This is a genomic window from Pseudomonas sp. TUM22785 (assembly GCF_028198105.1).
Classification (GTDB): Bacteria; Pseudomonadota; Gammaproteobacteria; order Pseudomonadales; family Pseudomonadaceae; genus Metapseudomonas; species Metapseudomonas solani.
Genome location: NZ_CP116239.1, coordinates 6204570 through 6229388 on the forward strand (window position 1 = coordinate 6204570; position 24819 = coordinate 6229388).

25 protein-coding genes are annotated in these 24819 nt (G+C 66.6%); 12 read left to right on the plus strand and 13 right to left on the minus strand.

The features are described 5' to 3' along the window. Positions 1 to 90: 90 nt before the first annotated feature. From PI990_RS28240 to PI990_RS28255, 4 genes are all read left to right on the plus strand, one after another. Complete coding sequence (locus PI990_RS28240) at positions 91 to 300, plus strand: hypothetical protein (RefSeq protein ID WP_021222409.1); 210 nt, start codon at positions 91 to 93, stop codon at positions 298 to 300. Between the two features lie 88 nt (positions 301 to 388). Continuing rightward, positions 389 to 733 carry an osmotically-inducible lipoprotein OsmE gene (gene osmE / locus PI990_RS28245; protein ID WP_021222410.1) on the plus strand — a complete coding sequence of 115 codons (345 nt, stop codon included), beginning with the start codon at positions 389 to 391 and terminating at the stop codon, positions 731 to 733. 153 nt (positions 734 to 886) lie between these two features. Then, complete coding sequence (osmE, locus tag PI990_RS28250) at positions 887 to 1228, plus strand: osmotically-inducible lipoprotein OsmE (protein ID WP_021222411.1); 342 nt, start codon at positions 887 to 889, stop codon at positions 1226 to 1228. A 125-nt stretch (positions 1229 to 1353) separates the two neighbouring features. Then, the gene (locus PI990_RS28255; protein ID WP_021222412.1) at positions 1354 to 1887 is read left to right on the plus strand and encodes a ferritin-like domain-containing protein; all 534 of its coding nucleotides are present in this window, start codon (positions 1354 to 1356) and stop codon (positions 1885 to 1887) included. 236 nt (positions 1888 to 2123) lie between these two features. Here the strand turns inward: PI990_RS28255 and PI990_RS28260 are convergent, their stop codons facing one another. Further along, positions 2124 to 4187, minus strand: coding sequence for an AsmA family protein (locus PI990_RS28260; RefSeq protein ID WP_271659151.1), 2064 nt, complete (start codon positions 4185 to 4187; stop codon positions 2124 to 2126). 319 nt (positions 4188 to 4506) lie between these two features. Here PI990_RS28260 and PI990_RS28265 point away from each other — a divergent pair, with 319 nt between their 5' ends. Together PI990_RS28265 and PI990_RS28270 are read left to right on the plus strand one after the other, a co-directional pair. Further along, positions 4507 to 4983, plus strand: coding sequence for a phage infection protein (locus tag PI990_RS28265; protein ID WP_271659152.1), 477 nt, complete (start codon positions 4507 to 4509; stop codon positions 4981 to 4983). A 418-nt stretch (positions 4984 to 5401) separates the two neighbouring features. After that, positions 5402 to 5965, plus strand: coding sequence for a hypothetical protein (locus PI990_RS28270; protein ID WP_271659153.1), 564 nt, complete (start codon positions 5402 to 5404; stop codon positions 5963 to 5965). Positions 5966 to 6065: 100 nt separating this feature from the next. On the opposite strand, the gene PI990_RS28275 is transcribed toward PI990_RS28270, so the two are convergent. Together PI990_RS28275 and PI990_RS28280 are read right to left on the minus strand one after the other, a co-directional pair. Further along, positions 6066 to 7145: a fatty acid desaturase family protein gene (locus tag PI990_RS28275; RefSeq protein ID WP_271659154.1), complete on the minus strand. Its 1080-nt coding sequence runs from the start codon at positions 7143 to 7145 to the stop codon at positions 6066 to 6068. A 41-nt stretch (positions 7146 to 7186) separates the two neighbouring features. Beyond that, positions 7187 to 8293, minus strand: coding sequence for a ferredoxin reductase (locus PI990_RS28280; RefSeq protein ID WP_271659155.1), 1107 nt, complete (start codon positions 8291 to 8293; stop codon positions 7187 to 7189). A 139-nt stretch (positions 8294 to 8432) separates the two neighbouring features. Here PI990_RS28280 and PI990_RS28285 point away from each other — a divergent pair, with 139 nt between their 5' ends. The 6 genes from PI990_RS28285 to PI990_RS28310 all read left to right on the plus strand — a co-directional run bounded on the left by PI990_RS28285 (position 8433) and on the right by PI990_RS28310 (position 12728). Beyond that, positions 8433 to 9068, plus strand: a complete 636-nt coding sequence (locus PI990_RS28285; RefSeq protein WP_271659156.1) for a TetR family transcriptional regulator — start codon at positions 8433 to 8435, stop codon at positions 9066 to 9068. Positions 9069 to 9235: 167 nt separating this feature from the next. Further along, the gene (gene ureE / locus PI990_RS28290; protein WP_271659157.1) at positions 9236 to 9736 is read left to right on the plus strand and encodes an urease accessory protein UreE; all 501 of its coding nucleotides are present in this window, start codon (positions 9236 to 9238) and stop codon (positions 9734 to 9736) included. Further along, positions 9733 to 10407, plus strand: a complete 675-nt coding sequence (locus tag PI990_RS28295; RefSeq protein WP_271659158.1) for an urease accessory protein UreF — start codon at positions 9733 to 9735, stop codon at positions 10405 to 10407. Before ureE ends, PI990_RS28295 begins: the two co-directional genes overlap by 4 nt. Positions 10408 to 10416: 9 nt before the next feature. Beyond that, entirely contained in the window at positions 10417 to 11031 is a 615-nt protein-coding gene (gene ureG, locus PI990_RS28300; protein WP_021222421.1) for an urease accessory protein UreG, read from the plus strand. Between the two features lie 22 nt (positions 11032 to 11053). Next, entirely contained in the window at positions 11054 to 11626 is a 573-nt protein-coding gene (locus tag PI990_RS28305; protein WP_271659159.1) for a HupE/UreJ family protein, read from the plus strand. A 190-nt stretch (positions 11627 to 11816) separates the two neighbouring features. Then, positions 11817 to 12728, plus strand: coding sequence for a glycerophosphodiester phosphodiesterase (locus PI990_RS28310; protein ID WP_021222423.1), 912 nt, complete (start codon positions 11817 to 11819; stop codon positions 12726 to 12728). Here the strand turns inward: PI990_RS28310 and PI990_RS28315 are convergent. From PI990_RS28315 to amaB, 10 genes are all read right to left on the minus strand, one after another. Further along, a complete protein-coding gene (locus PI990_RS28315) occupies positions 12706 to 13470 on the minus strand; it encodes an SDR family oxidoreductase (RefSeq protein WP_021222424.1) in 765 nt (254 codons plus the stop codon). The two genes, PI990_RS28310 and PI990_RS28315, sit on opposite strands and share 23 nt — an antisense overlap. A 676-nt stretch (positions 13471 to 14146) precedes the next feature. After that, positions 14147 to 15100, minus strand: coding sequence for an IS1595 family transposase (locus PI990_RS28320; RefSeq protein WP_271659160.1), 954 nt, complete (start codon positions 15098 to 15100; stop codon positions 14147 to 14149). Between the two features lie 221 nt (positions 15101 to 15321). Next, entirely contained in the window at positions 15322 to 16251 is a 930-nt protein-coding gene (locus PI990_RS28325; RefSeq protein ID WP_271659161.1) for an ornithine cyclodeaminase family protein, read from the minus strand. Between the two features lie 85 nt (positions 16252 to 16336). Continuing rightward, on the minus strand, positions 16337 to 17053 hold the full coding sequence (locus tag PI990_RS28330; protein WP_271659162.1) for an ABC transporter ATP-binding protein: 717 nt from the start codon (positions 17051 to 17053) through the stop codon (positions 16337 to 16339). Further along, complete coding sequence (locus PI990_RS28335; RefSeq protein ID WP_271659163.1) at positions 17050 to 17925, minus strand: ATP-binding cassette domain-containing protein; 876 nt, start codon at positions 17923 to 17925, stop codon at positions 17050 to 17052. The genes PI990_RS28330 and PI990_RS28335 overlap by 4 nt, the downstream gene beginning before the upstream one ends. Further along, positions 17922 to 19208 (minus strand): high-affinity branched-chain amino acid ABC transporter permease LivM, encoded by a 1287-nt coding sequence (gene livM, locus PI990_RS28340; RefSeq protein WP_271659164.1) that lies wholly within the window; start codon positions 19206 to 19208, stop codon positions 17922 to 17924. Before livM ends, PI990_RS28335 begins: the two co-directional genes overlap by 4 nt. A gap of 2 nt (positions 19209 to 19210) precedes the next feature. After that, positions 19211 to 20125: an ABC transporter permease subunit gene (locus PI990_RS28345; protein ID WP_031286958.1), complete on the minus strand. Its 915-nt coding sequence runs from the start codon at positions 20123 to 20125 to the stop codon at positions 19211 to 19213. A gap of 273 nt (positions 20126 to 20398) precedes the next feature. Next, positions 20399 to 21520 carry a branched-chain amino acid ABC transporter substrate-binding protein gene (locus PI990_RS28350; protein WP_031286957.1) on the minus strand — a complete coding sequence of 374 codons (1122 nt, stop codon included), beginning with the start codon at positions 21518 to 21520 and terminating at the stop codon, positions 20399 to 20401. A 397-nt stretch (positions 21521 to 21917) separates the two neighbouring features. Further along, the gene (amaA, locus tag PI990_RS28355) at positions 21918 to 23201 is read right to left on the minus strand and encodes an L-pipecolate oxidase (protein WP_271659165.1); all 1284 of its coding nucleotides are present in this window, start codon (positions 23199 to 23201) and stop codon (positions 21918 to 21920) included. 29 nt (positions 23202 to 23230) lie between these two features. Then, a complete protein-coding gene (gene amaB, locus PI990_RS28360) occupies positions 23231 to 24721 on the minus strand; it encodes an L-piperidine-6-carboxylate dehydrogenase (RefSeq protein WP_333945555.1) in 1491 nt (496 codons plus the stop codon). Between the last annotated feature and the right edge of the window lie 98 nt (positions 24722 to 24819).

The window sequence follows — 24819 nt, forward strand, 5'->3', positions numbered from 1 at the left end:
GGGCGCCCCACGACGTTCGTGCGGCGCCCCTGGCGGCGACCCCGCCGCTGGATTACCTTCGCCGGCATCGCCCACCTGCGGAGCCCCGCCATGAAACGCCTGCTGACCTGCCTCCCCTTCCTCCTGCTCGCCGGCTGCGGCCTCGGCGAAACCGCCGCCACCGGTGCGGCCCAGGCCAAGCTGCAAGCCGAGCAGGCGCAGCAGGCCCAGCAGCAGATGGACCAGCTCAAGCAGCAGATCGACCAGGCCAACGCCGTCAACCAGCAGCGCCTGCAGGATGCCGAGAAGGCCGCCCAGTAGCCCGGGGCGACAAATTCTTCGAACTCGTCTGGCCATTCGCCACTCAGAAGTCGTGACGGCTTCAACGGCCACTACGAGGAAAAACACCATGTACAAGGAAACGCTCGCGGCAGTGTTCGTGCTGGCATCGGTAGCCGGTTGCAGCACCAAGTTCGAGAACCCCACCGACTACGTCACCTACCGCCATGAACCCCTGGTGGAAAAGGTCGAGGACGGCATGACCAAGGACCAGGTGCTGACCATCGGCGGCCCGCCGTCCACTGAAATCCAGCGCACCGTGCACCCCGGCACCTGCAACAACTACGTGCTGAACAAGGAGGGCCACCAGCAGCCCTACTACGTCAGCTTCAGCGATGCCGGCCGAGTCGACAGCAAGGGTTTCATGACCTGCGAGCAATGGCAGAAACACGAAGCCGAGGCGGCGAAGATCTGATCCGTTGCGGCGCCCGGATCACCGGGCGCCGCAGTGGCCAAATGCCAGAATTGCCAACCCACGCACAGCCCCGGCGCAAATAAATAGCGAACCGGCGAGCCTCGTTGATGTCCAAGCGCTGTTATTTACAGCGGATCATCGAGGACCATCAGCATGTTCAAGCGCGCGCTCCTGCTCGCGGCCGCTCTGGGCTCGGTGTCCGGTTGCGCCAGCAAGATCGAGAACCCCACCGACTACATCACCTACCGCAACGAACCCCTGGTGCGGCAGGTGGAAGAAGGTATGACCAAGGAGCAGGTACAGGCCATCGGCGGGCGCCCCTCCTCCATCGTCCAGCGCAGCGTGCACCCCGGCTCCTGCAACAACTACATCCTCAATCACGAGGGCCACCAGCAGGCCTACCACGTCAGCTTCGGCGCCAGCGGCCGGGTCCAGCACATGGGGTTCATGACCTGCAGGCAGCGCGAGAACGTGGAACGCGATCGCCTGGACTGACGCCCCGGGTGCGCAGATTTCCTAAACTTTTCCCGCTGCGTATCACTCACATCCCAGGTAGGGCCCACGACGCCACCGGCCGCCAGAGCCAGGCACCCGGGCCTGATTAGCCAAGGAGAACCCTGATGAGTGATGTGCAACTGACCGATGTGAACACCCTGCGTCAGCGCGCCCGGCAGAACGTGCTGGACGGCGCCGTGACCGAGGGCTACCACGCTGACCGCGCCACCGTGCTGCGCCTGCTCAACGAGTCGCTGGCCACCGAGCTGGTCTGCTACCTGCGCTACAAGCGCCACTACTACATGGCCACCGGGCTGAAGGCGAGCATCGCTGCCAGCGAATTCCTCGAACACGCCCAGCAGGAACAGCAGCATGCCGACCGCCTGGCCGAACGCATCGTGCAACTGGGTGGCGAACCGGACTTCAACCCCGCCGGCCTGGAGGCCCGCTCCCATGCCCAATACGTCGCCGGAGAAAACCTGCGCGAGATGGTCACCGAAGACCTGATCGCCGAGCGCATCGCCGTCGACAGCTACCGCGAGATCATCCAGTACCTCGGCGACAAGGACCCGACCACCCGCCGCCTGTTCGAAGAAATCCTCGAGCAGGAGGAAGAACACGCCGACGACATGGCCGATATCCTCGCCGACCTGAAGTAACCCTCCCCCACCCCGTCGCCCGGGCTTCAGCCCGGGTCACGGGCACCCCACCAGCCCCCGCACGAACGTCGCAACCGGGTAGCCCGGGCTTCAGCCCGGGAGTCACGAGCACCGCACTAGCCCGCGCACGTGCTTCCCGCAGGTTGGGTAGAGGCACGAAACCCAACGCAGCGATGCCAAGCGCCGCATCGTTGGGCCTCGCTACGCTCGGCGCCAACCTACGGAAAGCCCCCGCCTCAATTGGCCTTGCGCATCTTCTCCAGCAGCGGCGTGCAGGTGTTGGTGACATCGCCGCCGCCACTGGGGGCGACCAGGGCCAGCAGCCCGGCGGCCGGGGCCACCACGGCGCCCAGCACCACCATGCCGGCGCCACGGGCGATCAGCGGCACCGCCTTGACCCCTGCATCCGGTTTCTTGAAGGTGCCGCGCACATAGAGCGGCGAGCGCAGGGAGAAGATGCGCACGCCCTTTGATTCCGGGGTGACGGTCATGTCCAGGCGCTCGCTGGCGAGGTTGGCCGACCCGTCGATCTGGATCAGCGCGTTCTCGGTATCGAAGATGAACACCCGTGGCGTCACCAGGCCCTTGGTCAGCTTGAGGTCGGCAGCGGCGCAGTTGATCTTCACCTCGTCGTCGCCGAACAGCTTGCCCACCAGGTAGTTGCCCACGTTGAGCCCGGCGATCTCCATCAGCCCACGGCTCACCGCACCGTCGTTGATCAGCAGCTTGAGGTTGCCGTTGGCGCTGCCCAGCAAAGCCGCCACCGAGTTGCCGGTGCCCGCCAGGTCGGCGTCACCGTTGAGTTCACCGAAGCTGGTGCGCATGGGCTCGAAGCTGGGGAACAGCTGCTTGAGCTTGAAGTGCCGCGCGCTGAGCCGGGCACTGCCCTGCAGGGGCACGCTGCTGCCGTCCAGGCGGATGGTGGAATCCAGGCTGCCGCCGGCCATGCCGAAGCGCAGGGGCTCCAGGCTCAGCTTGCCGTCGTTGAGCACCACGTGGGTGTCGAGGTCATTGAAGGGCAGCTTGTCGCTGTGGACGATGCGCTTGCCGGTGAAGCGCACGTCGGCATCCATCTGCCGCCAGCGCTCGGTGCGGAATTCCTCCACCGGCAGCACCTTGTCCGCCGGCTGCTTGCTGGCCACGCCGCGCTCCTTCTTCTCGGCATTGGAGTCGGCACCGATCAGCGGCGCCAGGTCGGCGAAGCGCAGCTGGTTGGAGGTCAGCGCACCGGACAGCTTGGGCCGGGGCTGGCGGGCGACGAAGTGCAGGTCGCCATGGATGTCACTGTCGCCAATGGCACCGTTGAAGCCCTGGTAGTGGAACTGCGGGCCCGCCGGGTCCTGCAGCTGCGCCACCAGGCGGCCATCGGTGGAATAGGCCGGCGTATCGGGCAGGGTCACGCCGGTCAGCGGGTAGAGGTTGCCCAGGCTGTTGCCGGCCAGTTTCAGGCGCAGGTCCAGGGCGCCCAGGTGGGTCGGGTCGGTGAGGGTACCGGCCAGGGCGATGCGGGTGGCGCCGATGCGCAGGTCGGCCTGCAGGGGGAAGGGCTTGCGCGCGTCCTGGAGCGCCAGCAGCCCGCCGATCTTGCCGCTGCCATCCAGCGCCTGGCCCTTGTAGCTGCCCTTGACCTTCCAGCCGAAGGCGTAGTCCTGGGGCGCGTCGCCCTGCTCCGCCGCCTTGCCGGCGACCTTCTCGCCAACGATGTCGCTGAAGGGGATCGGCTTGCCCAGCGGGTCCACCAGCACTTCCAGGCGCGTCTGCGTGGGCTGGTCGTCCACCTTCACCTGGCCCTTGTCGAAACCGATGGCGCCGATGTCCAGGGTCCAGGCGGAGGGTTTCTCGTCGGCCTGCTCGGGGGTGCTGGCGAGCTTATCGAACGTCCAGTTGTTGCTGCCGTCGGCGCGGCGCTTGAGGTCGGCGCGCGGCTCGGTCAGGTCGATACGCGGGATGGTCACGGTCTTCCACAGCAACGGCAGTGGCGACAGGCTCGCCTCCACGCGCGCGAGGGTGACGAACTGCTGCTCCTTGGCCCATTCGGGGTTGCCCAGGGTCAGGTCCTCGGCCTTCACGTGGGGCCAGGGCACCCAGGCGCGCAGGCCCTCTTCCTCCGGCTCGCGCTGCCACCTCACGCTAAGGTCGCCATTGATGGCGAAGGGGCGGCCCAGGGTTTCGGAAACCCGGGCATTGAGCGTCGGCTTGATGCGGTTCCAATCGAAGGTGGCGACGAACACCACCAGGGCGGCCAACAGCAGCACCAGGCTGGCGGTGGTCCAGGCGAGGATCCTGCGTCCACGCGACATGCACGTCTCCTTCTTATGGCGGCATCGGGCCCCGGAGGCGGGTTCGATACACGAGGCTTGTTGATCTATCGACTGGCAAACGCGGCGGATGACTCCGGTAAATACAGGCGGAAATTCACCGGGGCGCGCAGCTTAAACCGCCCAAGGCCCCCTCAGGAAGCGCCATGGAAACAAGCAAACGATTGATTCGAAAGCGCTTTTCCAATCATCACCGGCGTCGATGCCGACTATCGCGAGTGATCACTTTTTAATCGCCTGGCCGTCCGTAACATGGGCCCCGTAGCCACTTGCTACCCCCCACAACCCAGGAGATACCGACATGAAAACCCAAGCCCTCGCCACCCTGTTCCTCACCGGCCTGTTCGCCATCCCGGTCGTCCAATCCGCTGTTTCCTATCCGCTGGTCGCTGAAGGGGAAGGCGCCTACATGGTCATCGACCGCGTCGCCGAGGGCGGTGCAGAGCGCACCCTGAACCGTGTTGCCGAAGGTGGCGCCGAACGTACTCCTGGCTTCCGTGTCGCTGAAGGCGGCGCTGAACGTACCCCTGGCTTCCGTGTCGCTGAAGGCGGCGCCGAACGTACCCCTGGCTTCCGTGTCGCCGAAGGCGGCGCCGAACGTACCCCTGGCTTCCGCGTTGCTGAAGGTGGTGCCGAACGTACCCTGAACCGCGTTGCCGAAGGTGGCGCCGAACGCACCCCGGCTTTCCGTGTCGCTGAAGGCGGTGCCGAACGCACCCTGAACCGTGTTGCCGAAGGTGGCTCCGACCGTCTGCTGCAAGCCCACGGCGTGGTCTGACAGCACCCCTGCTTCACCCTGCAGTCAAAGCCCGGCACCGGCCGGGCTTTTTATTGCCCGCCATTCAACTCCGCTCCGATAACCGCTACACCCTGCCCGACACCCACGCGGGCTTCACCCGCCCTGCGCCCCCATCATCGGTAACCGGAACCTGTAGGTCGGGTCCAACGCGCGCGCATCCATCGCTCACCGACTGCCACGGCCCGCATCACCGCCATCGATGAGAAGCCCGAAAAGCCTGTTCCAGGCCTGCGAAGAAGTGCCCAAAAAACATTCAACCCATTGATCTTGAATGGAAAATTCAACCATTAAAGAGATCGATGCTCACTATCGCCCGCCTTCACTTCTGGCCTTTCCGGGGGCTCCGTAACATTGGCTCCGTAGTCACTTACCAGCCCCCCACGAGGAGCCACAGATCATGAAAGCCCATGCCATTGCCGCCCTGTTCCTGACCAGCCTTTCCGCCACCGCCTTTGCCCTGCCCTCCGAGCCGCAACCGGTTCTGGGCGAATCCCGCGACAACAGCGGCTTCATCCAGGTCGTCGAGCCGGTTGCCGAAAACGGCTCCGATCGCACCCCCGGCCTGCGCGTTGCTGAAGGCGGTGCCGAACGCACCCTGAACCGTGTCGCCGAAGGTGGCGCCGAACGTACTCCCGGCTTCCGCGTTGCCGAAGACGGCGCTGACCGCACCCCTGGCTTCCGCGTTGCTGAAGACGGTTCCGATCGCACCCCGGGGTTCCGCGTCGCTGAAGGCGGTGCCGAACGCACCCTGAATCGTGTCGCCGAAGGCGGCGCCGAACGTACTCCCGGCTTCCGTGTTGCCGAAGACGGCGCTGATCGCACTCCTGGCTTCCGTGTTGCCGAAGACGGTTCCGATCGCACCCCGGGCTTCCGTGTTGCCGAAGACGGTTCCGATCGTACCCCGGGCTTCCGCGTCGCTGAAGGCGGTTCCGACCGTACCCCTGGCTTCCGCGCCGTTTGAGGTGGGTTCGCTCACCGAGGCGAAAACCTGCACGCCGCCCGATCGGCACTCCTCCACAGACTGAAAGCCCGGCACACGCCGGGCTTTCGCATTTCTGGGGTCAGGCCGGGACGGCCGCCGGTGGCGAACGGTAGATCCAGATGCGCTTGAGCACGGTGGCGAACTGCGCCGAGAGCAGGCCGCTGTTGTAGACCTGGCCGTAACGCCGGGCGATCTCCCTCACCTCCCGCGACAGGGCGGCATAGCGACGCGCCGGCAGGTCGGGGAACAGGTGGTGCTCGATCTGGTGGCTGAGATTGCCGGTGAGGATATGCAGCAGCGGCCCACCGGCGAGGTTGCTGGAGCCGCGCAGCTGGCGCAGGTACCACTGGCCCCGGGTCTCGCCTTCCAGCACTTCGGGCGGGAACACCACGGCCTGCTCGGTGAAGTGACCGCAGAAGATCACGGTGAAGGTCCACAGGTTGCGGATCAGGTTGGCCAGGGCATTGCCCGCCACCACCGCCCAGGCGTTGGCACCCAGCGCCAGCGCGACCATTGGGAAGAACAGGTAGTCCTTGACCAGCTGGCGCAGCACCTTGGCATTGAACTGGCGCAGGCGCGGGCGCAGCTCATCGCGGCTCATGCGGCCCTTGAAGTACTGGTCCAGGCGCAGGTGCTGCACCGCCACGGAGAACTGGAACAGCAGCGCCTGCAAGGTCACCCACAGCGGCTGCCAGCGGTAGAAGGGCTTCCAGCGCTGCTCGGGGAACAGCCGCACCAGGCCATAGCCGACATCGTCGTCGCGGCCCAGCACATTGGTATAGGTGTGATGGATGTGGTTGTGGGTGTGCCGCCAGAAATCCCCCGGCCCGACGATGTCCCACTCGTAGCGCTGCCCGGAGAATTCCGGGTCGTTCATCCAGTCGTACTGGCCGTGCATCACGTTGTGGCCCAGTTCCATGTTCTCGAGGATCTTGCCCAGCCCCAGCAGGGCGCTGCCCAGCAGCCAGGTGGGCGGGAACCAGCCGAGCAGCAACAGCAGCCGGCCGGCCCAGCAACAGGCGCGGGTCACGGCACGGATGCGGCGGATGTAGCGGGCGTCCGCCTCGCCCAGGTCGTCCAGGGTGCGCTGGCGCAAGGCGTCCAGTTCGGCAGCGAAGGCCTGCAACTCTGCGGGGCCCAATTCTCGGTCGATACGCATGTCGTTCTCGCTCGTTGAGGCGTTGTCGGCGTCGCGCCGGTTCAGAGGTCGATCACCAGGTCGCTGTGGGGCGCGCTGACGCACAGGCGAATGGGCTGGCCCGGTTCGGCGAACAACGCGCCGGTGCGCAGGTCGCGCACCGTGCCGCTGACCAGCTGGCAGGTGCAGGCGGTGCACACGCCCTGGCGGCAACCGTGGGCCGGGCGCAGGCCATGGGCCTCGGCCTGCTCCAGCAGGTTGTAGCGGCTGTCGCCCTGCATCTCGCTGCGGGCGCGGGCGAAGCCCAGGCGCACCTGGCGCGCGGGCTCCGCCGTGTTCACCGGCGCGGCACTGAAGGCCTCCAGCTGCACGCTGCCCTGGCGCGGTTCGGCCTGCCACCACTGGCGCACCAGGGAAACGAAACCATGGGGCCCGCAGGCCAACAAGTCGCTGGCGACGCTGTGCCGCACATGATCGGCCTGGAAGCGCCCGGTCAGCTCATCGGCAACCGGCGCTTCACCACTGATGGACCAGCGCACAGTGAAGTTCGGGTAGCGCCGCGCCAACGCCTGCAGCTCATCGGCGAAGGCCCGCTGGCCGCGCTGGCGCACGTAGTGCAGCAAGGTCACCGGCGCGGTGAAGCCCTGGGCCAGTGCCTCGCGCAGCATGCCCAGCACCGGCGTGATGCCGCTGCCGGCGGCCAGCAGCAACACGCCGGCAGCCTCCTGCGGCCAGTGCAGTTCGCCATCGGCCTGGCCCATCTCCACCAGCGTGCCGATCTCGAGGAAATCCACCAGGCGGTTGGACAGGCGCCCGCCGGGCTGGCGCTTGATCGCCAGCTCCACGCGGCCATCGCCGTGCACGGCGGTCAGGCTGTAGCTGCGCCCCAGGCGTACACCATCGAGGGTCTGGTGCAGTTGCACATGCTGACCGGGGCGCCAGCCCCGGGCGTTGCCGTTGACGCGAAAGGTCAACGCCAGCATGTCGTCCGCGACCCATTGGCGCGCCTCCAGCCGGGCGAAGACACGGTTCAGGCGCAACAGCGGGTGCAGCGCGGCGAGAAAGAAATCGACCTCGGCTTCACGCAGCCAGGCACGCTCGGCGAGCGCCCGCAGGGGCTTCAGGCCGGGCGCCAGGTGGCGGGCGAGGGACAGGGGAATGAGGGGCATCGGCAACACCAGTGAACACTTGTTCACTAGCCTGCATGAGCGCCCCGCTTTCAGTCAACAACTGTTCACTGAAAGCGGTTCGCACCGACAGGGGGCATTTGCTAGAGTGCGGCGCAACCTCACCCCGCGAACCGGCTCCATGACCCCACGCTCGGAACAGAAACAGCAGACCCGTCAGGCCCTGATGGATGCCGCGCGCATGCTGATGGACAGCGGCCGCGGTTTCGGCAGCCTGAGCCTGCGCGAAGTGGCGCGCACCGCCGGCATCGTGCCCACGGGCTTCTATCGCCACTTCGTCGACATGGACCAGCTCGGCCTGGAACTGGTCAGCGAAGTGGGCGAGACCTTTCGCGACACCATCCGCATGGTTCGCCACAACGAATTCGAGATGGGCGGCATCATCGACGCCTCGGTGCGCATCTTCCTCGACGCGGTGCAAGCCAATCGCGGCCAGTTCCTGTTCCTCGCCCGCGAGCAGTACGGTGGCTCGCAGCTGGTGCGCCAGGCCATCGCCACCCTGCGCCAGCGCATCACCGACGACCTCGCCGCCGACCTGCGCCTGATCAACCGCATGCCGCACCTGGACGAGCCCGCCCTGGACGTGATCTCCGACCTGGTGGTGAAGACGGTGTTCGCCACCCTGCCGGAACTCATCGACCCGCCCGCCCAGGGCCTGCCCGCGCACCTCACCCCCGAGGTGAAAATGATCCAGCAGCTGCGCTTCATCATGGTCGGCGGCAAGCACTGGCAAGGCCTCGGCAAGGCGAAAAGCTGACCGAGCCGACAGCGCGCACCAAAACGGAACAGCGCGCACCAGGACAACGCAGAACCACGCCCCGATAACAGGCAGCCTCTGCCCCAGAGCCCGCGCTGCGGGGCTCTGCTGTGTCTTGGCAAGCACCTTGCTCTAGCACCGGCATTGCACACTGCCGGAACCACCCCATGCTGGTCATCCAGGAAAGAACCGAAGCCCGCGCGCGCTGGGACGAAGAACTGCTGCTCACCTATGAGGCGCGCAGCAAGAGCCGCCTGCGCTGCTTCAGCGTCAAGGGTGAAGACGTCGGCCTGTTCCTCGAGCGCGGCCAACCGCCCCTGCGCGATGGCGACTGCCTGCTGGCCCAGGACGGCCGCGTGGTGCGGGTGTGCGCCCGCCCCGAGGCGCTGCTCCACGTCACCTGCGCCAATGCCTTCGAGCTGACCCGCGCCGCCTACCACCTGGGCAACCGCCATGTCGCCCTGCAGATCGGCGATGGCTGGCTGCGCCTGCTGGACGACTACGTGCTGCTGGCCATGCTCGAACAGCTCGGCGCCCAGGTCGAACGCATCGAAGCCGGCTTCCAGCCGGAGCACGGTGCCTACGGCGGCGGCCACCACCACTCCCACCACGGCGACGCCGACTTCAACTACGCCCCGCGCCTGCACCAGTTCGGAGTGCGGACGTGAACAACGCCTGGCAACTGTTGCGCCTGGCCAGCCCGCAACTGCCCATCGGTGGCTACAGCTACTCCCAAGGGCTGGAGCTGGCGGTGGACCAGGGCCAGGTGCATGACGCGCAGAGCGCCGAACGCTGGATCGCCGACCAGCTGCGCCTCAACCTCGCTCGCTTCGAAGCCCCGCTGCTGCTGGCGCTTTGCGAAGCCGCCGCCGAGGAAGACTGGGCCGGCCTCGCGCAACTGGGCGGCTGCCAGCGCGCCAGCCGCGAAACCCGAGAGCTGCAGCTGGAAAACCGGCAGATGGGCTACTCGTTGCAGCAGTTGCTCGAAGGCCTGCCCGAGCTGGACGAAGCCGGTCGCAACGCCCTCACCGCCCTCGACGAACCGGTGCTAGGCGTGGCCTGGGCCCTGGCCGCCCGCGCCTGGGGCATCCCCCCGCAGGACGCCCTCGCCGCCTGGCTCTGGGGCTGGCTGGAAAACCAGCTGGCGGTGCTGATGAAAACCCTGCCGCTGGGCCAGCAAGCCGCCCAGCGCCTGACGTCCACCTTGTTGCCGGCCCTGCAGAAGGCGCAGGAGACGGCCAGCGAGATTCCCGAAAACCAGTGGGGCAGCGCCGCCTTCGGCCTGGCCCTGGCGAGCATGGCGCACGAGCGCCAGTACAGCCGTCTGTTCCGTTCCTAGGAGAGCAACATGCACAGCCAACCCCTGCGCGTCGGCATCGGCGGCCCCGTCGGTTCCGGCAAGACCGCCCTCACCCTGGCCCTCTGCCGCGCCCTGCGCGACCGCTACAACCTGGCCGTGGTGACCAACGACATCTACACCCAGGAAGACGCCCAGTTCCTGGTGCGCAACGAGGCCCTGGACCCCGAGCGCATCATCGGCGTGGAAACCGGCGGCTGCCCGCACACGGCTATCCGCGAAGACGCCTCGATCAACCTCGAAGCCGTCGACCAGCTCAACCGCCGCTTCCCCGGCCTGGAGCTAATCATCGTCGAGTCCGGTGGCGACAACCTCTCCGCCACTTTCAGCCCGGAGCTGTCGGACCTGACCCTCTACGTGATCGACGTCTCCGCCGGCGACAAGCTGCCGCGCAAGGGTGGCCCGGGCATCTGCAAGTCCGACCTGCTGGTGATCAACAAGGTCGACCTGGCGCCCATGGTCGGCGCCTCCCTTGAGGTGATGGACCGCGACGCCCGCAAGATGCGCGGCGACAAGCCCTTCGTCTTCAGCAACCAGAAGGTCGGCCAGGGTCTCGACGAGATCATCGCCTTCATCGAGAAGCAGGGCCTGCTCGGCGCTGCCTGACCCGCACAACAAGGAGCCACACATGACCCTTCGCAAAGCCCTCTACGCCCTAGCCCTGTTCCTCACCCCGGCGCTGGCCTTCGCCCACCCCGGGCATGATTCCTCGGGCCTGATGGCGGGCGTCGCCCACCCCATCACCGGTCTCGACCACCTGCTGGCCATGCTCGCCGTGGGCCTCTGGGCCGCGCAGCAGCAGGGTGCCGCGCGCTGGGCGCTGCCGGTGACCTTCGTCGGCACCATGCTGCTCGGCGGCCTGCTGGGCTTCGAAGGCCTGGAGCTGCCCTTCATGGAAACCGGCATCGCCGCCTCGGTGCTCGCCCTCGGCCTGCTGGTTGCCGTGGCCGTGCGCCCGCCGATGTTCGTCGCCGTCAGCCTGACCGCCCTGTTCGCCCTGGCCCACGGCGTCGCCCACGGCCTGGAGTTGCCTGACCTCTCCAGCCCCTGGGGCTATGCCGCCGGCTTCGTCGCTGCCACCGCCGCCCTGCACGCCGCCGGCTACGGCCTGGTGCGCGTGCTGCCGCAAGCCGCCGCACCCCTGGTTCGCGTTGCCGGTGGCGCCTCCGCCGTGGCCGGTGCCTGGCTGCTGGCGGGCTGATTTCCCCCCGCGTTGCAGCGGCTGGCCAGGGGCTCCCCCATCCTTCCCTGGCCGGCCGCTCTCCTCTGCTCCCGCCGTGTTTCCCCCGTGTGCACAAGCGCAGCGGCAGGGCCTCGCCTTCCCGTCACACCTTTGTCATAGTCCTCGCGTCTGATTCGGCACGCCCGTCCCTCTTCCTCGGAATATCGCCATGCGTTTCGCCCGTTTCCTGCTCATTCCCCTGCTGCTGATCGCCGTCGCCATCGTGGTACTCGCCTTGACCAGCCAACCGGCCTCGCCGCCGCCGGTGATCCAGGCCCTGGGCGACCAGCCGCTGGTGATCGCCCATCGCGGTGGCCGCGGCCTGTGGCCGGAGAACACGCTGTTCGCCTTCGAGCGCGCCGATGCGCTGGGCGTGGACATGCTGGAGATGGACATCCGCCTGACCGCCGACGGCCAGATGGTGGTGCTGCATGACGAAGACGTGGACCGCACCACCGATGGCAGCGGCCCCATCGCCGGGCTGACCCTGGAGCGCGCGCAACAGCTGGACGCCGGCTACCACTGGACTGCCGACGGTGACGAGAACCACCCCTATCGTGGCCAGGGCATCCGCATCCCCACCTTGCAGGCGGTGCTGCAGCGCTTCCCGGACAGGGCCAAGGTCATCGAAATCAAGGTGCCCGACGTGGGCCTGGAGGATCGCCTCTGCGCGGCGCTGACCGAGGCGAAGCAGCACGACAAAGTGATAGTCGGCAGCTTCTACGAGCGCAGCCTGAAACGCTTCCGCGAGCAGTGCCCGGACGTGGCCACCTCGGCCAGCCCGGGCTCGGTGAAGCTGCTGCTGGCGTTGAACTGGGTGGGCCTCGGCCGCCTGCTGTCACCCTCCTACCAGGCGCTGCAGATTCCCGAGCGCAGCAGTGGCCTGGAAGTGGCCACGCCGAGCCTGCTGGCCACCGCCCTCGACCGCGGCCTCAACGTGCAGCTGTGGACCATCAACGAGCAACCGGCCATGCGCCACCTGCTGGACATGGGCGCGAACGGCCTGATCACCGACTACCCGGATCGCGCCCTGCAACTGCTCGGGCGCTCGACCCGCATCACTTCACTGAGCGATCAATAGAGAAGCCGGCCCAGGTCTGGCTCACCGGCATCAGCTCCAGGGTGTTGATGTTGATGTGTGCCGGCTGGTTCAGCACCCAGAAGATGGTCTCGGCGATGTCCTGCGGCTGGATTGGCTCGGCGCCCGCGTAGGTGGCGTCGTACTTGGCCTGATCGCCGCCGAAGCGCACCAGGGAGAACTCGCTCTCGCACAACCCCGGCTCGATGTCGGTGACGCGCACGCCGGTGCCCACCAGGTCGTTGCGCAGGTTCAGCGAGAACTGCCGCACGAAGGCCTTGGTGCCGCCATACACGTGGCTGCCCGGATAGGGGTAGCTGCCGGCGATGGAGCCGAGGTTGACGATGCCGGCGCCGCGCCCGTGGGCGATCAGCTTCGGCAGCAGCAGGCGGGTGGTGTAGAGCAGGCCCTTGATGTTGGTGTCGACCATGGTGTCCCAGTCATCCAGGCTGCACTTGGGCGCCGGGTCGGTACCCAGGGCCAGGCCGGCGTTGTTGATCAGGCCACGCAGCTTGCCGAAACGCTCCGGCAGGCCACCGATGGCCGCCTCCATTGCCGCACGGTCACGCACGTCGACCACCAGCGGCAACACCTCGACCTTCTCGCCAAGCTCCTCGGCCAGTGCCTGCAGGCGCTCCTCGCGGCGGCCGGTGATCACCAGCGACCAGCCCGCCTCGGCGAAACGACGGGCGCAAGCCTCGCCAAAGCCGGAAGTGGCACCGGTGATGAACAGGGTGGACGTCATGGAAATCTCCTCGGATCGTTGGCCATTGGACGCATCAGGCAGCGCTCGGCCGGATGGGCATGCAAGGTATCCACAGTGCCAGAAACCGGCGCCCTTCTCATAGCCCGGGCAACGCCGGCCGGACGATGGCTGCACAGTTTGGCGGAGCCCTTGCCAGGCCTGCATCAGGGCCATCCATACCCAGCTTATCCACAGCTCGATAACAGCTTGATCCACAGCGATTGGGGACAAGTCCGCGCTTAGCGCAGACGCGCCCGCAGAGTTTCCCGAAAACCCTCAAACCCAGCATTAGCGCTGCCTGCAGGCCGGCACCCAGGACAAGAGCGGCTGATTTTCGACCAGCCCGCGCCAGCCCCTGGCGATACTGGCGCCTGGCCAGGGCTCCAGAGCTTGCCCACAGAGTTATCCACAGCTCGCGGGGATAACTGCAGGAGCACTTCAAGGGTCTCCGCCAAGTAACTGTTCCGCTTGAAAAAAGCATGACTGTACGAATCTCGACCAGACCGCCCGGACGACCGCCGGTCCGGCCTGGCAGCCACCTGCCCACACCTTTTCCACAGTTCGCTCCACAGATTTTGTGGGTGGCCCAGCTCGGTTCAAGGCGCGATGGCCGGTCTCACGTAGGGCAGCCCGACACGGCGTCCGGCCTGCAACGCTGTAGGGGCGAATTCATTGGCTATGTCTGCGTTAGCTGTTGCACTGGATAGCCGCCGAGCGATTCCTCCATACAAATCAACGGGTTGAGATCATTTCCATAACGCTCGAGCAGGCGTCGCCAGCCCAGGTAGTTCTCCAGGTACTTGGTCGCGACACCGTTGAAGCGCTTCATCCAGAGCTTCAAGCGGCCGTGATAGGCGTTGACGTTCTGGATGTGAAAGGCGCCATCGGTGCGGCGCTTCTGGCGCAGATTCACGCGATGGTGGGTAATGCCCTCTGCCTTGGCGAAGCTCTGGTAGATCGCGGCGCTGTCCGTGCACAGCACCGCGTCGGGATCGAGCAACGGCCGTAGCACTTCACCTATGTGCGCGGCATTGAGTTGTTTCAACTGGAAGTCGGCGTGCTGCCCACTCCGATCACGTACCACCAGGACCGGGATCTGCTCGGCCGTGAATCCTTTGCGCCGTGCTCTGCCCCCGCGCTTGCGGGCCTGACGTGACAGTTTTCGCTGACCTTTGAATGACTCCAGGAAGAAAGTCTCGTCGGCCTCGACAATCCCTGATTCATGCTGTGCTCGATGCTCGGCGATCAAGCGCAAGAAACGGTGCCTCCAGCGGAATGCGGTGTTCTTGTGAACCTCGCAATGTTCAGCGGCTTTGCGCACCGTCAGGCTTTTCACCATGGCTTCGGCATAGCGCCCCCAACACTCCCGATGACGCAGTCGAGCCAATGGCGTGCCCGTCAGCGCATTGCACGTGCGCCTGCAGGTTCGGCATCGGTAGCGGGCCAAGCCGTGACTGGAACCCCATGGGCATAAGGCCGTGGCTTGGCAATGGGGGCAATGCTCGGGAGGCTCCAGCGCCTCCTCCAGCATGCCCTGGGTGCAGGACAGCTGCGTTTGAAGCTGATCCCGCTGGGTTTGGTTGAGCTGAGTCAGGCGAGATAGCCAGCTCCGAAACTCTGTCGCACGCATGGCAGACCTCCTGAAAGAGATGCCGTAACGACAAGTCTAGAAGCTAGCAACACTTAACGCAGACAGAGCCAATTCATTCGCCCAGGCAGCACAAGGCGCCGCCCAGAGGCTTCGCGAGCAGAGCTCGCTCCTACAGGGCGTGTCCCGGTGTGAGGTCGGTGGTGGGATCGAACTCCGTTGGTGGATGAAAAGAGCGTCATCCACCCTACAAAGCCCCTAGATCAGGCGCTGGCCAGCAGCAGGCGTGCCGCCACCAGGTCTTCCAGGGCATAGCCCACGGACTTGAACAGGGTGATTTCCTCGGCGTTACGCCGGTGGCCACGGCCGTGCAGAAGCTCGCGCAGCTCGGTGCCGATCGCGTCTTCGTCGAGCAGGCCGTCGGCGATGGCGAAGAGCAGGTCGCCGGCTTCCTCCAAGGCTCCCTCGCGGGTGTCGACGACGATGCGCGCGCGGGCCACGGCGGCGGAGTCGGTCTCGCGCATGCTGGGCAGGAAGGCACCCACCAGGTCCAGATGGGTGCCGGGGCGCAGCCAGTCGCCCAGCACCAGCGGCGAGCGCGAAGTGGTGACGCAACTGATGCAGTCGGCCTGCTGCACCAGGCTTTGCAGGTCGCCGCCCACCTGCACCGGGTAGCCCTCTTCACGCAGGGCCGCCACCAGCTGGGCGGACTTGTCGGCGTCACGCCCCCAGATATCCACACGCCGGTAATCACGCACCTGGCAATGGGCACGGACCATGTGCGTGGCCAGGGTGCCATTGCCCACTACCAGCAGGCGCTCGGCGTCTTCGCGCACCAGGTGAGCGGCCGCCAGCGCCGAGGTGCAGGCGGTGCGGCGAGCGGTGAGCTCCGAGGCTTCGAGCACGGCCAGGGGCTGGCCGGTCTCGTCATCGAACAGGGTGAACAACGCCGCAACCGACGGCAGCCCCCGCGCGCCATTGCCGGGGAACACGGTGACCAGCTTGACGCCGACACCCTGCCCCGCCTGCCACACCGGCATGGTCAGCAGGGACGCGCCCTCCGGCAGCTCATGACAGCCCCGCATCGGCGCCGCGCAAGGCTCGGCGAGGCCAACCCGCAGCGCTTCGATCAGAGCGGGATAGCCGAGGGCACCGGCGACCTCGGCGTTGGTGAAGAAACGAAGGTGGGACATTCACATTCTCCGAATGAGCCGGAAGCCAGAAGCTGGAAGCCTGAAGCGAGCGGCTCCTACCTCCAGCTTCTGGCTTCCAGCTGCTTTAGTGCCCCCCCAGATACGCGTTGCGCACGTCCTGGTTGCCGAGCAGTTCCTCACCCGTGCCGCTCATGCGGATTTCCCCGGTGACCATCACGTAGGCGCGGTCGGAGAGGCGCAGGGCGTGGTTGGCGTTTTGCTCCACCAGGAAGATGGTCATGCCGCTCTTCGCCAGCTCGCGCAGGGTCTGGAAGATCTGCTTGACCACGATGGGCGCGAGGCCCAGGGAGGGTTCGTCGAGCAGCAGCAACCGGGGCCGGCTCATCAGCGCGCGGGCGATGGCGAGCATCTGCTGTTCGCCACCGGACATGGTCATGGCGCGCTGGTTGCGCCGTTCCTTGAGCCGCGGGAAGAGGTCGAACATGCGCTGCATGTCCTCGTCCGCGTGCTCGGCGCCGATGGGGATGGTGCCCATCAGCAGGTTCTCCTCCACGCTCATGTCGGGGAATACCCGGCGCCCTTCCGGCGACTGCGCGATGCCGTTGGAGGCCACGTAGTGCGAGGACTTGCGCGAGATATCCACACCGCCGTAGAGGATCTCCCCGGCGGCGGCGCGGGGCTGGCCGAAGATCGACATCAGCAGCGTCGACTTGCCCGCGCCGTTGGAGCCGATGAGGCTCACCGTCTCGCCTTCGTTGATGTGCAGGCTGACCTTCTTCAGCGCCTGGATGGGGCCGTAGAAGACGTCGACGTCCTTGAATGCCAGGAGGGGTGCGGTCATGCCACTTCCTCCTCGTCGGCGCCCAGGTAGGCGGCTATCACCTTCGGATCGTTGCGGATCGCCTCGGGGCCGCCCTGGGCGATCACCACGCCGTGGTCCAGCACCACGATGTGGTCGGAAATGCTCATTACCATGCCCATGTCGTGCTCGATCAGCAGTACGGTCAGTTCGTGTTCGTCGCGCAGCTTGCGGATGATCCGGCTGAGCGCCTCGGTTTCCGCCGGGTTGAGGCCGGCGGCGGGTTCGTCCAGGCAGATCAGTTGCGGCCGCGTGCACATGGCGCGGGCGATCTCCAGGCGGCGTTGCTGCCCGTAGGAGAGTTCGCCGGCCAGGCGGTTGGCGCAGTCCACCAGGTCCACCACCTCCAGCCAGTAGAAGGCGTGGTTCAGCGCGTCTTCCTCGGCGCGGCGGAAGCCCGGGGTGTTGAGGATGCCGGCCAGCAGGTTGCGGTTGACCCACATGTGCTGGGCCACCAGCAGGTTTTCCACCACCGACATCTCCCGGAACAGGCGGATGTTCTGGAAGGTGCGCGCGAGGCCGGCGCGGTTCACCAGGTGGGTGCCGCCGAACATCTTGAACCAGAGGCGGCTGCCGAACTGCGCCGGGTTGATGAAGTCGGTGGCCTGGAAGGGTTCGCCCAGCACCTTGATCACGTCGGTGCTGGTGCCCCGGGCGTTGAGCTTGATGCTGCCGCCGGTGGCCTTGTAGAAGCCGGTGAGGCAGTTGAACACCGTGGTCTTGCCGGCGCCGTTGGGGCCGATCAGGGCGGAAATGGAATGGCGCTTGATGTCGAGGCTGACGTCGTTGAGCGCCTTGATGCCGCCGAAGTGCATCATCAGGCGTTCGACGCTGAGGATGTTGTCGTCGCTCATGGCGCTACTCCTTTACGCGGGGTGAAGCCACTGCGGCTGATGCGGATCAGCCCGCGCGGTCGCCAGATCATCATCACCACCATGAGGATGCCGAACAGCAGCACGCGGTAGTCGGCGAAGCTGCGCAGCAACTCCGGAGCGACGGTGAGGACGAAGGCGGCGATCACCACGCCCACGGTCGAGCCCATGCCGCCCAGCACCACGATGGCGAGGATCAGCGCCGACTCGAAGAAGGTGAAGGACGACGGGTTGACGAAGCCCTGGTAGCTGGCGAAGAACACCCCGGCCAGGCCGGCGGTGGAGGCACCCAGGGTGAAGGCGGAGAGTTTCACCAGCACGTGGTTGAGGCCCAGGGAACGGCAGGCGATCTCATCCTCGCGCAGCGCTTCCCAGGCGCGGCCGACGGGCATGCGGGTCAGGCGGTGCTTGATGTAGAGCACCAGCATCACCACCAGGAACAGCACCACGTAGATGAACAGGAACTTCAGGTTGGGGTTGTAGGCGATGCCGAAGAACTCATGGAAAGGCACGCCCCCGTCCTTGGCGCGACGGCCGAATTCCAGGCCGAGGAAGGTCGGCGACGGCACCGGCATGCCGTTGGGGCCACCGGTGAAGTTCAGCCAGTTGTTGAGCACCAGGCGAATGATCTCGCCGAAGCCCAGGGTGACGATGGCCAGGTAGTCGCCGTGCATGCGCAGCACCGGGAAGCCCAGCAGGCAACCCGCCAGCGCGGCGGCCAGGGCCGACAGCGGCAGCACCGTCCAGAAGCCCAGCCCCAGGTACTGGTAGCCGAGCGCCAGGCCATAGGCGCCTATGGCGTAGAAGGCAACGTAGCCCAGGTCGAGCAGGCCGGCGAGGCCGACCACGATGTTCAACCCCAGGCCCAGTAGCACGTAGATCAGCCCGAGGATGACCACCGCCAGCAGGTACTTGCTGGCGAAGAACGGGAAGATCACCGCCGCCACCAGGATCAGCGGCAGCACCCAGCGCAGGTTGCTCTTGAAGTCCGGCGAGCGCACATGGACGCCGGAGCCGGCGCTTTCGAAACGCTCCAGCAACGCGGCGCCACCGGCGCTCTGCAGGTACAGGCTGAGCAGGAAGCGGCCGAGCATGACGATGCCGACCATCCAGCCGACACGGCCGAACTCCAGGTTGAAGCTGTAGCCGTCGAGCACCACGCCGACGATGGGGCCGAAGACGATGAGCGCCAGCAGCCCGGCGAGCACCGCATCGACGATGCACTTCTTGATATCGATGGGTTTTCTAGCGATGGCAGAGGACATGCTTACACCTTGGCGACATGCGGGCGGCCAAGCAGGCCTTGGGGACGGAAGATCAGGATCAGCACCAGCAGGGAGAAGCTGAACACGTCCTTGTAGTCGGTGTTGACCATGCCGGAGAACTGCGCCTCGGCAATGCCGAGGATGATCCCGCCGAGCATCGCGCCGGGCAGCGAGCCGATGCCGCCGAGCACCGCGGCGGTGAAGGCCTTGATGCCGATGATGAAGCCGGCATAGAAGTCGAAGGTGCCGTAGTTCATGGTGATCAGCACGCCGGCCAGCGCGGCCATGGCGGCGCCGATGACGAACACGTAGGAGATCACCCGGTCGGTGTTGATGCCGAGGATCGAGGCCATCTTGCGATCCTGCTGGGTGGCGCGGCACATGCGGCCGAGCTTGGTGCGCTGGATCACATAGGTCAGCACGCCCATGCCGAGGAAGGCGGCCACCAGGATGAACACCTTGGTGTAGGTGAGCTGGACGAAGCCGTCACCGACATGGAACTTCAGCGCGCCGTCGAGCAGCGTGGGCACGCCCTGCTGGCGAGCGCCCTGGCTGATCTGCACGTAGTTCTGCAGGATCAGCGACATGCCGATGGCGGAGATCAGGGGCGCCAGGCGCGTGGAGTTGCGCAGGGGCTTGTAGGCGATGCGTTCGATCACGAAACCGTATACGCCGGTCACCGTGATGGTGAACAGCAAGGTGCCGAGGATCAGCAGCGGGAAGGATTCGAGCCCGAAGAACGCCAGCAGCGCCAGGGTGATGGCAGAGAGGTAGGCGGAGATCATGTACACCTCGCCGTGGGCGAAGTTGATCATGCCGATGATGCCGTAAACCATGGTGTAGCCGATGGCGATCAGGCCGTAGACGGACCCGAGGGTCAGGCCGTTGATCAGCTGTTGCAGGAAGATACCGTCCATCATTCAGTCTCGTCTTCTGGGGGACCGGCCTGGGGTTCGGCCAGCCTCCGCGAGTGGAATCAGACGGGTACCACTGAACTGGATCACTGGATTACGTCGGCAGTCATCTGCGCGGCACAAGCAGGGAGAGGTTTCAGCAGCCACCCGGAATACACCGGCTGGCCGAGCGCGTGTGGCGCCTGGTCAGCCGGCCGAGCCAGTACAGCAAACGAAGAGCCGGGGCTGAGCGAGCCGGAGCCGAGCGGCCCCAGCCGACGCGCAGCCAGCGCGCGCTTACTGCTGGTGGTACTTGCCTTGTTCATCCCATTCGTAGATCACGTAGTCGGAGACCTTCAGGTCGCCCTTGCCGTCCCACTCCTTCTTGCCCATCACGGTTTGCACCGGGTTCGCCTTCAGCCACTCGCTGGCCTTGGCGCCTTCGTTGGCACCGGCGCCGTTGAACGCGGCGGCGAGGGCCTGCAGGGAGGCATAGGCGTACAGGGTGTAGCCCTCCGGCTCGAAGCCGCCGGCACGGAATTTCTCGATCACGGCCTTGCCGTCGGCGATCTTGCGGGGGTCGGCGCCGAAGGTCATCAGCACGCCCTTGGTGTACTGCGGGCCGCCGGCGGTGGTGACCAGTTCGTCGGTGACGATGCCGTCGCCGGAGAGGAACTTGGCGGTCAGGCCCTGCTCGCGCATCTGCCGGACCAGCGGGCCGGCTTCGGGGTGCAGGCCACCGAAATAGACGACCTCGGCACCGGTGGCGCGGATCTTGGTGACCAGGGCGTTGAAGTCCTTCTCGCCACGGGTCAGGCCTTCGTACAGCACTTCCTTCACGCCGCGCTTGGCCAGTTGCGCCTTGGTGGCGTCGGCCAGGCCCTGCCCGTAGGTGTCCTTGTCGTGGATGATCGCGACCTTCTTGGCCTTGAGCACATCGACGATGTAGTCACCGGCGACGATGCCCTGCTGGTCGTCACGGCCGCACATGCGGAACATGCCAGTCAGGCCGCGCTCGGTGACCTGCGGGTTGGTGGAACCGGGGGTGATGGCGATGATGCCGGCCTCGTCGTAGATTTCCGACGCCGGGATAGTGGAGGAGGAGCAGAAGTGACCGACCACGCCGATGGCCTTGTCCTGGTCCACCAGGCGGTTGGCCACGGCCACGGCCTGCTTGGGTTCGCAGGCGTCGTCCGCCTTGACCAGCTTGATCTTCTCGCCGTTGACCCCACCGGCGGCGTTGATGTCCTCGGCGGCCTGGCTCGCACCGCGCCAGTACTGCTCACCGAAGGAGGCGTTGGCGCCGGTGTGAGGACCGGCGACGCCGATGACCACGTCAGCGAAAGCAAGGTTGGACAAGCTCAGAACACTGGTAACCGCAACAGCCAAAATACCTTTCTTGAAAGTCTTGTGAGGCATGGGAGTTTTGCTCCTGAGGGGTTATGTGATGGCGCGATACTCGAACTAACGGGAAGTTCCTCAACTAACAGGAAGTTCTTTGAGCAAGCGTCGTGCCACTCATTTTTTGTTGTAGGAAAAAACCCTGGGCAGCCCGCCCACCCCCTCTGAAATGCGGAGCGGCGCGCACGTGCAACCCGGCAAAAACACTTGGTGCAACCTAGCGCAACCCAACGCAAAGCCAGGCTCGCAAAGGAATAGCAACCCACTGCGCGAAAAGCGCAACCTGCCGTAACCGTCACTGTCACCGAAGTGCACACCGCTGGTGCGCGGCAAGCGCGCTGACGCACCAATACAGGCTAGTGCATGGCGGCCAGGACGGCCGCTCCATGTCGATGCAGTGTGAAGAAAACCCGTTTCAGATCACCACGCGCAGGCACTGGCCCGCGTGGTACAGCGAGAAGCCGAGCTCGTAGAGCCCACTGCGCAGCGCCGGTGCGCCGACATCGCGCATCGGCTGGAAGGGCATGGGCAGCGAGGCGGCGGAACCGCTGCTGAGGAAGTCGGCGAAGGCCTGGCCGACCACGGTGCCGGTGGTCACGCCACGGCCGTTGTAACCGGTCACCGCCACCAGGCCCGGCGCCGGCTCGAACAGGCGCATCAGGTGGTCGGGGGTGAAGGCGATGCAGCCGGTCCAGCTGAAGTCCCACTGCACCTTGCCCAGGTAGGGGAAGTAATGGCCCTGGATGCGATCGGCCCAGGCCTGGAGGAACCACAAGGGCTTGCGCGTGCCGTTGCCCAGGCTGCCCAGCAGCAGGCGGCCGTCGGCGTCGCGGCGGATGCTGCTGAGCACCTGGCGCGTGTCCCAGGAACCCTGCCCGCCCGGCAGGATGCGCGCCGCCGCCTCGCCGTGCAGGGGCTCGGAGGCGACCTGGTAGTAGTAGCCGGGGAAGAAGTTGCGGCGCAGCTCGGTCCACTCGCCTTCGGTGTAGGCGTTGGAGGCGATCACCACCTGCGGGGCGATCACGCTGCCGTGTTCGGTGACCACACACCAGGCATCGCCCTGGCGCTCCAGGCGGGACACGGCGCTGTGCTGGAACAGCGAGCCGCCCAGGTAGCGCACCGCCTGGGCCAGGCCGCGGGTGTAGGCCATGGGGTTGAGGGTGCCGGCGCGACGGTCGAGCAGCGCGGCAGCGATACGCTCGGTGCCGGTGGCATCCCGGCAGGCCTGGCCGGTGAGCAGTTCCACCGGCGCGCCACGGCGCTGCCATTGCTCGCAGCGGCTGGCGAGGTCGGCCTGGCCCCGGACGTTGTGGGCCATGTGCAGGGTGCCTTCGCGACGCAACTGGCACTCGATGCCGTACTTCTCGATCACCGCGAAGACCTTCGCCGGCGCGCCGCCCAGGGTGCGGTTGAGCTGGGCACCGACCTGCTCGCCCAGGCCCGCTTCGATCTCGTCCGGCGGAATCCACAGCCCGGCATTGACCAGCCCGACGTTGCGCCCCGAACCGCCGTGGCCCACTTCATGGGCCTCCAGCACGCAGACCCGCTTGCCCTGTTCCAGCAGGCGGATGGCGGCGTTGAGCCCGGTGATGCCGCCGCCGATGACGCAGACATCGGCGCGAACCTCGCCGTTCAGCGTCTCGGTCTTCGGCAGCGCCGGCGTCAGATACTCCCAGAGGCACTCCTGGCGCAGGGGCATGGACGGCATTCCTTAGGGCGGCGGCCCGGTCAGTCGAAGGTGATGCCCTGGGCCAGCGGCAGTTCGTGGGAGTAGTTCACCGTGGCGGTCTGCCGGCGCATGTAGGCCTTCCAGGAATCCGAGCCGGACTCGCGCCCGCCACCGGTCTCCTTCTCGCCACCGAAGGCGCCGCCGATCTCCGCGCCGCTGGGGCCGATGTTGACGTTGGCGATGCCGCAGTCGCTGCCCACCGCCGAGGTGAACAGCTCGGCCTCGCGCACATCGGTGGTGAACAGGCAGGACGACAGGCCCTGGGGCACTTCGTTGTTGAGGCGTAGCGCGTCGTCGAAATCGCGGTAGCCGACCACATAGAGGATCGGCGCGAAGGTCTCGTGGCGCACCACTGCGCTCTGCCCGGGCATCTGCACGATGGCCGGCGAGACGTAATAGGCGTCGGGGAATTCGCCGGCCAGCTGGCGCTCGCCACCGAACACCTCGCCCCCCTCGGCACGGGCCTGTTCCAGGGCGCGCTGCATGGCGTCGAAACCGGCCTTGTCGATCAGCGGGCCGATCAGGTTGCCCTGCAGCGGGTGGCCGATGCGCACCTTGGCGTAGGCGGCCTGCAGGCGGCGGACGATTTCGTCGCGCACCGACTCGTGGGCGATCAGCCGGCGCAGGGTGGTGCAGCGCTGGCCGGCGGTGCCGACGGCGCTGAAGAGGATGGCGCGCACCGCCAGGTCGAGGTCGGCGCTGGGGGCCAGGATCATCGCGTTGTTACCGCCCAACTCGAGGATGCTGCGGGCGAAGCGGGAGGCCACGCGCGGTGCCACTTCGCGGCCCATGCGGGTGCTGCCGGTGGCGCTGACCAGGGCCACGCGGGGGTCGTCCACCAGCGCCTCGCCGGCTTCGCGGTCACCGATCAGCACCTGGCTGAGGTGTGCAGGGGCACCGTCGAAGTTCTTCGCCACGCGCTCGAACAGCGCCTGGCAGGCCAGGGCGGTGAGCGGGGTCTTCTCCGAGGGCTTCCACAGCACCGGGTTGCCGCAGACCAGCGCCAGCGCGGCGTTCCACGACCAGACCGCGACGGGGAAGTTGAAGGCGCTGATGATGCCGACCACGCCCAGGGGCTGCCAGGTCTCGCGCATGTGGTGGCCGGGGCGCTCGGAGGCGATGGTCAGGCCGTAGAGCTGGCGCGACAGGCCGACGGCGAAGTCGCAGATATCGATCATTTCCTGCACTTCGCCCAGGCCTTCCTGGGTGATCTTGCCGGCTTCCCAGGACACCAGCTCGCCGAGGGCGGCCTTGTGCTCACGGAGCACCTCGCCAAACTGGCGGATCAGCTCGCCACGGCGCGGCGCCGGCACCTTGCGCCAGGCCTGGAAGGCTTCGGCGGCGAGGGCGATCTTGCCCTCGACCTCGGCGCGGCCCTCCAGCTGCACACGGGCGATGCGGCTGCCGTCGATGGGGGTGTGCACGGCGTGGTCGCCCTGTTGGTAGAGCTTCGGGTCGACGCCTAGGCGGTCTAGCAATGCAGCAACCATTGGAACTCCTGGAAAGCGCTTCGGAAAAAGGTCGGCGCCAGTATTAGCCGCACCGGGGGCTTGCCAACAAACGACCTTTGCTCCACATATCATTCCTT

Coding starts and splice junctions, on each gene's coding strand:
- PI990_RS28240 (WP_021222409.1), top strand. CDS start 91: ATGAAACGCCTGCTGACCTGCCTCCCCTTCCTCCTGCTCGCCGGCTGC.
- osmE (WP_021222410.1), top strand. CDS start 389: ATGTACAAGGAAACGCTCGCGGCAGTGTTCGTGCTGGCATCGGTAGCC.
- osmE (WP_021222411.1), top strand. CDS start 887: ATGTTCAAGCGCGCGCTCCTGCTCGCGGCCGCTCTGGGCTCGGTGTCC.
- PI990_RS28255 (WP_021222412.1), top strand. CDS start 1,354: ATGAGTGATGTGCAACTGACCGATGTGAACACCCTGCGTCAGCGCGCC.
- PI990_RS28260 (WP_271659151.1), bottom strand. CDS start 4,187: ATGTCGCGTGGACGCAGGATCCTCGCCTGGACCACCGCCAGCCTGGTG.
- PI990_RS28265 (WP_271659152.1), top strand. CDS start 4,507: ATGAAAACCCAAGCCCTCGCCACCCTGTTCCTCACCGGCCTGTTCGCC.
- PI990_RS28270 (WP_271659153.1), top strand. CDS start 5,402: ATGAAAGCCCATGCCATTGCCGCCCTGTTCCTGACCAGCCTTTCCGCC.
- PI990_RS28275 (WP_271659154.1), bottom strand. CDS start 7,145: ATGCGTATCGACCGAGAATTGGGCCCCGCAGAGTTGCAGGCCTTCGCT.
- PI990_RS28280 (WP_271659155.1), bottom strand. CDS start 8,293: ATGCCCCTCATTCCCCTGTCCCTCGCCCGCCACCTGGCGCCCGGCCTG.
- PI990_RS28285 (WP_271659156.1), top strand. CDS start 8,433: ATGACCCCACGCTCGGAACAGAAACAGCAGACCCGTCAGGCCCTGATG.
- ureE (WP_271659157.1), top strand. CDS start 9,236: ATGCTGGTCATCCAGGAAAGAACCGAAGCCCGCGCGCGCTGGGACGAA.
- ureG (WP_021222421.1), top strand. CDS start 10,417: ATGCACAGCCAACCCCTGCGCGTCGGCATCGGCGGCCCCGTCGGTTCC.
- PI990_RS28305 (WP_271659159.1), top strand. CDS start 11,054: ATGACCCTTCGCAAAGCCCTCTACGCCCTAGCCCTGTTCCTCACCCCG.
- PI990_RS28310 (WP_021222423.1), top strand. CDS start 11,817: ATGCGTTTCGCCCGTTTCCTGCTCATTCCCCTGCTGCTGATCGCCGTC.
- PI990_RS28315 (WP_021222424.1), bottom strand. CDS start 13,470: ATGACGTCCACCCTGTTCATCACCGGTGCCACTTCCGGCTTTGGCGAG.
- PI990_RS28320 (WP_271659160.1), bottom strand. CDS start 15,100: ATGCGTGCGACAGAGTTTCGGAGCTGGCTATCTCGCCTGACTCAGCTC.
- PI990_RS28325 (WP_271659161.1), bottom strand. CDS start 16,251: ATGTCCCACCTTCGTTTCTTCACCAACGCCGAGGTCGCCGGTGCCCTC.
- PI990_RS28330 (WP_271659162.1), bottom strand. CDS start 17,053: ATGACCGCACCCCTCCTGGCATTCAAGGACGTCGACGTCTTCTACGGC.
- PI990_RS28335 (WP_271659163.1), bottom strand. CDS start 17,925: ATGAGCGACGACAACATCCTCAGCGTCGAACGCCTGATGATGCACTTC.
- livM (WP_271659164.1), bottom strand. CDS start 19,208: ATGTCCTCTGCCATCGCTAGAAAACCCATCGATATCAAGAAGTGCATC.
- PI990_RS28345 (WP_031286958.1), bottom strand. CDS start 20,125: ATGGACGGTATCTTCCTGCAACAGCTGATCAACGGCCTGACCCTCGGG.
- PI990_RS28350 (WP_031286957.1), bottom strand. CDS start 21,520: ATGCCTCACAAGACTTTCAAGAAAGGTATTTTGGCTGTTGCGGTTACC.
- amaA (WP_271659165.1), bottom strand. CDS start 23,201: ATGCCCCTGCGCCAGGAGTGCCTCTGGGAGTATCTGACGCCGGCGCTG.
- amaB (WP_333945555.1), bottom strand. CDS start 24,721: ATGGTTGCTGCATTGCTAGACCGCCTAGGCGTCGACCCGAAGCTCTAC.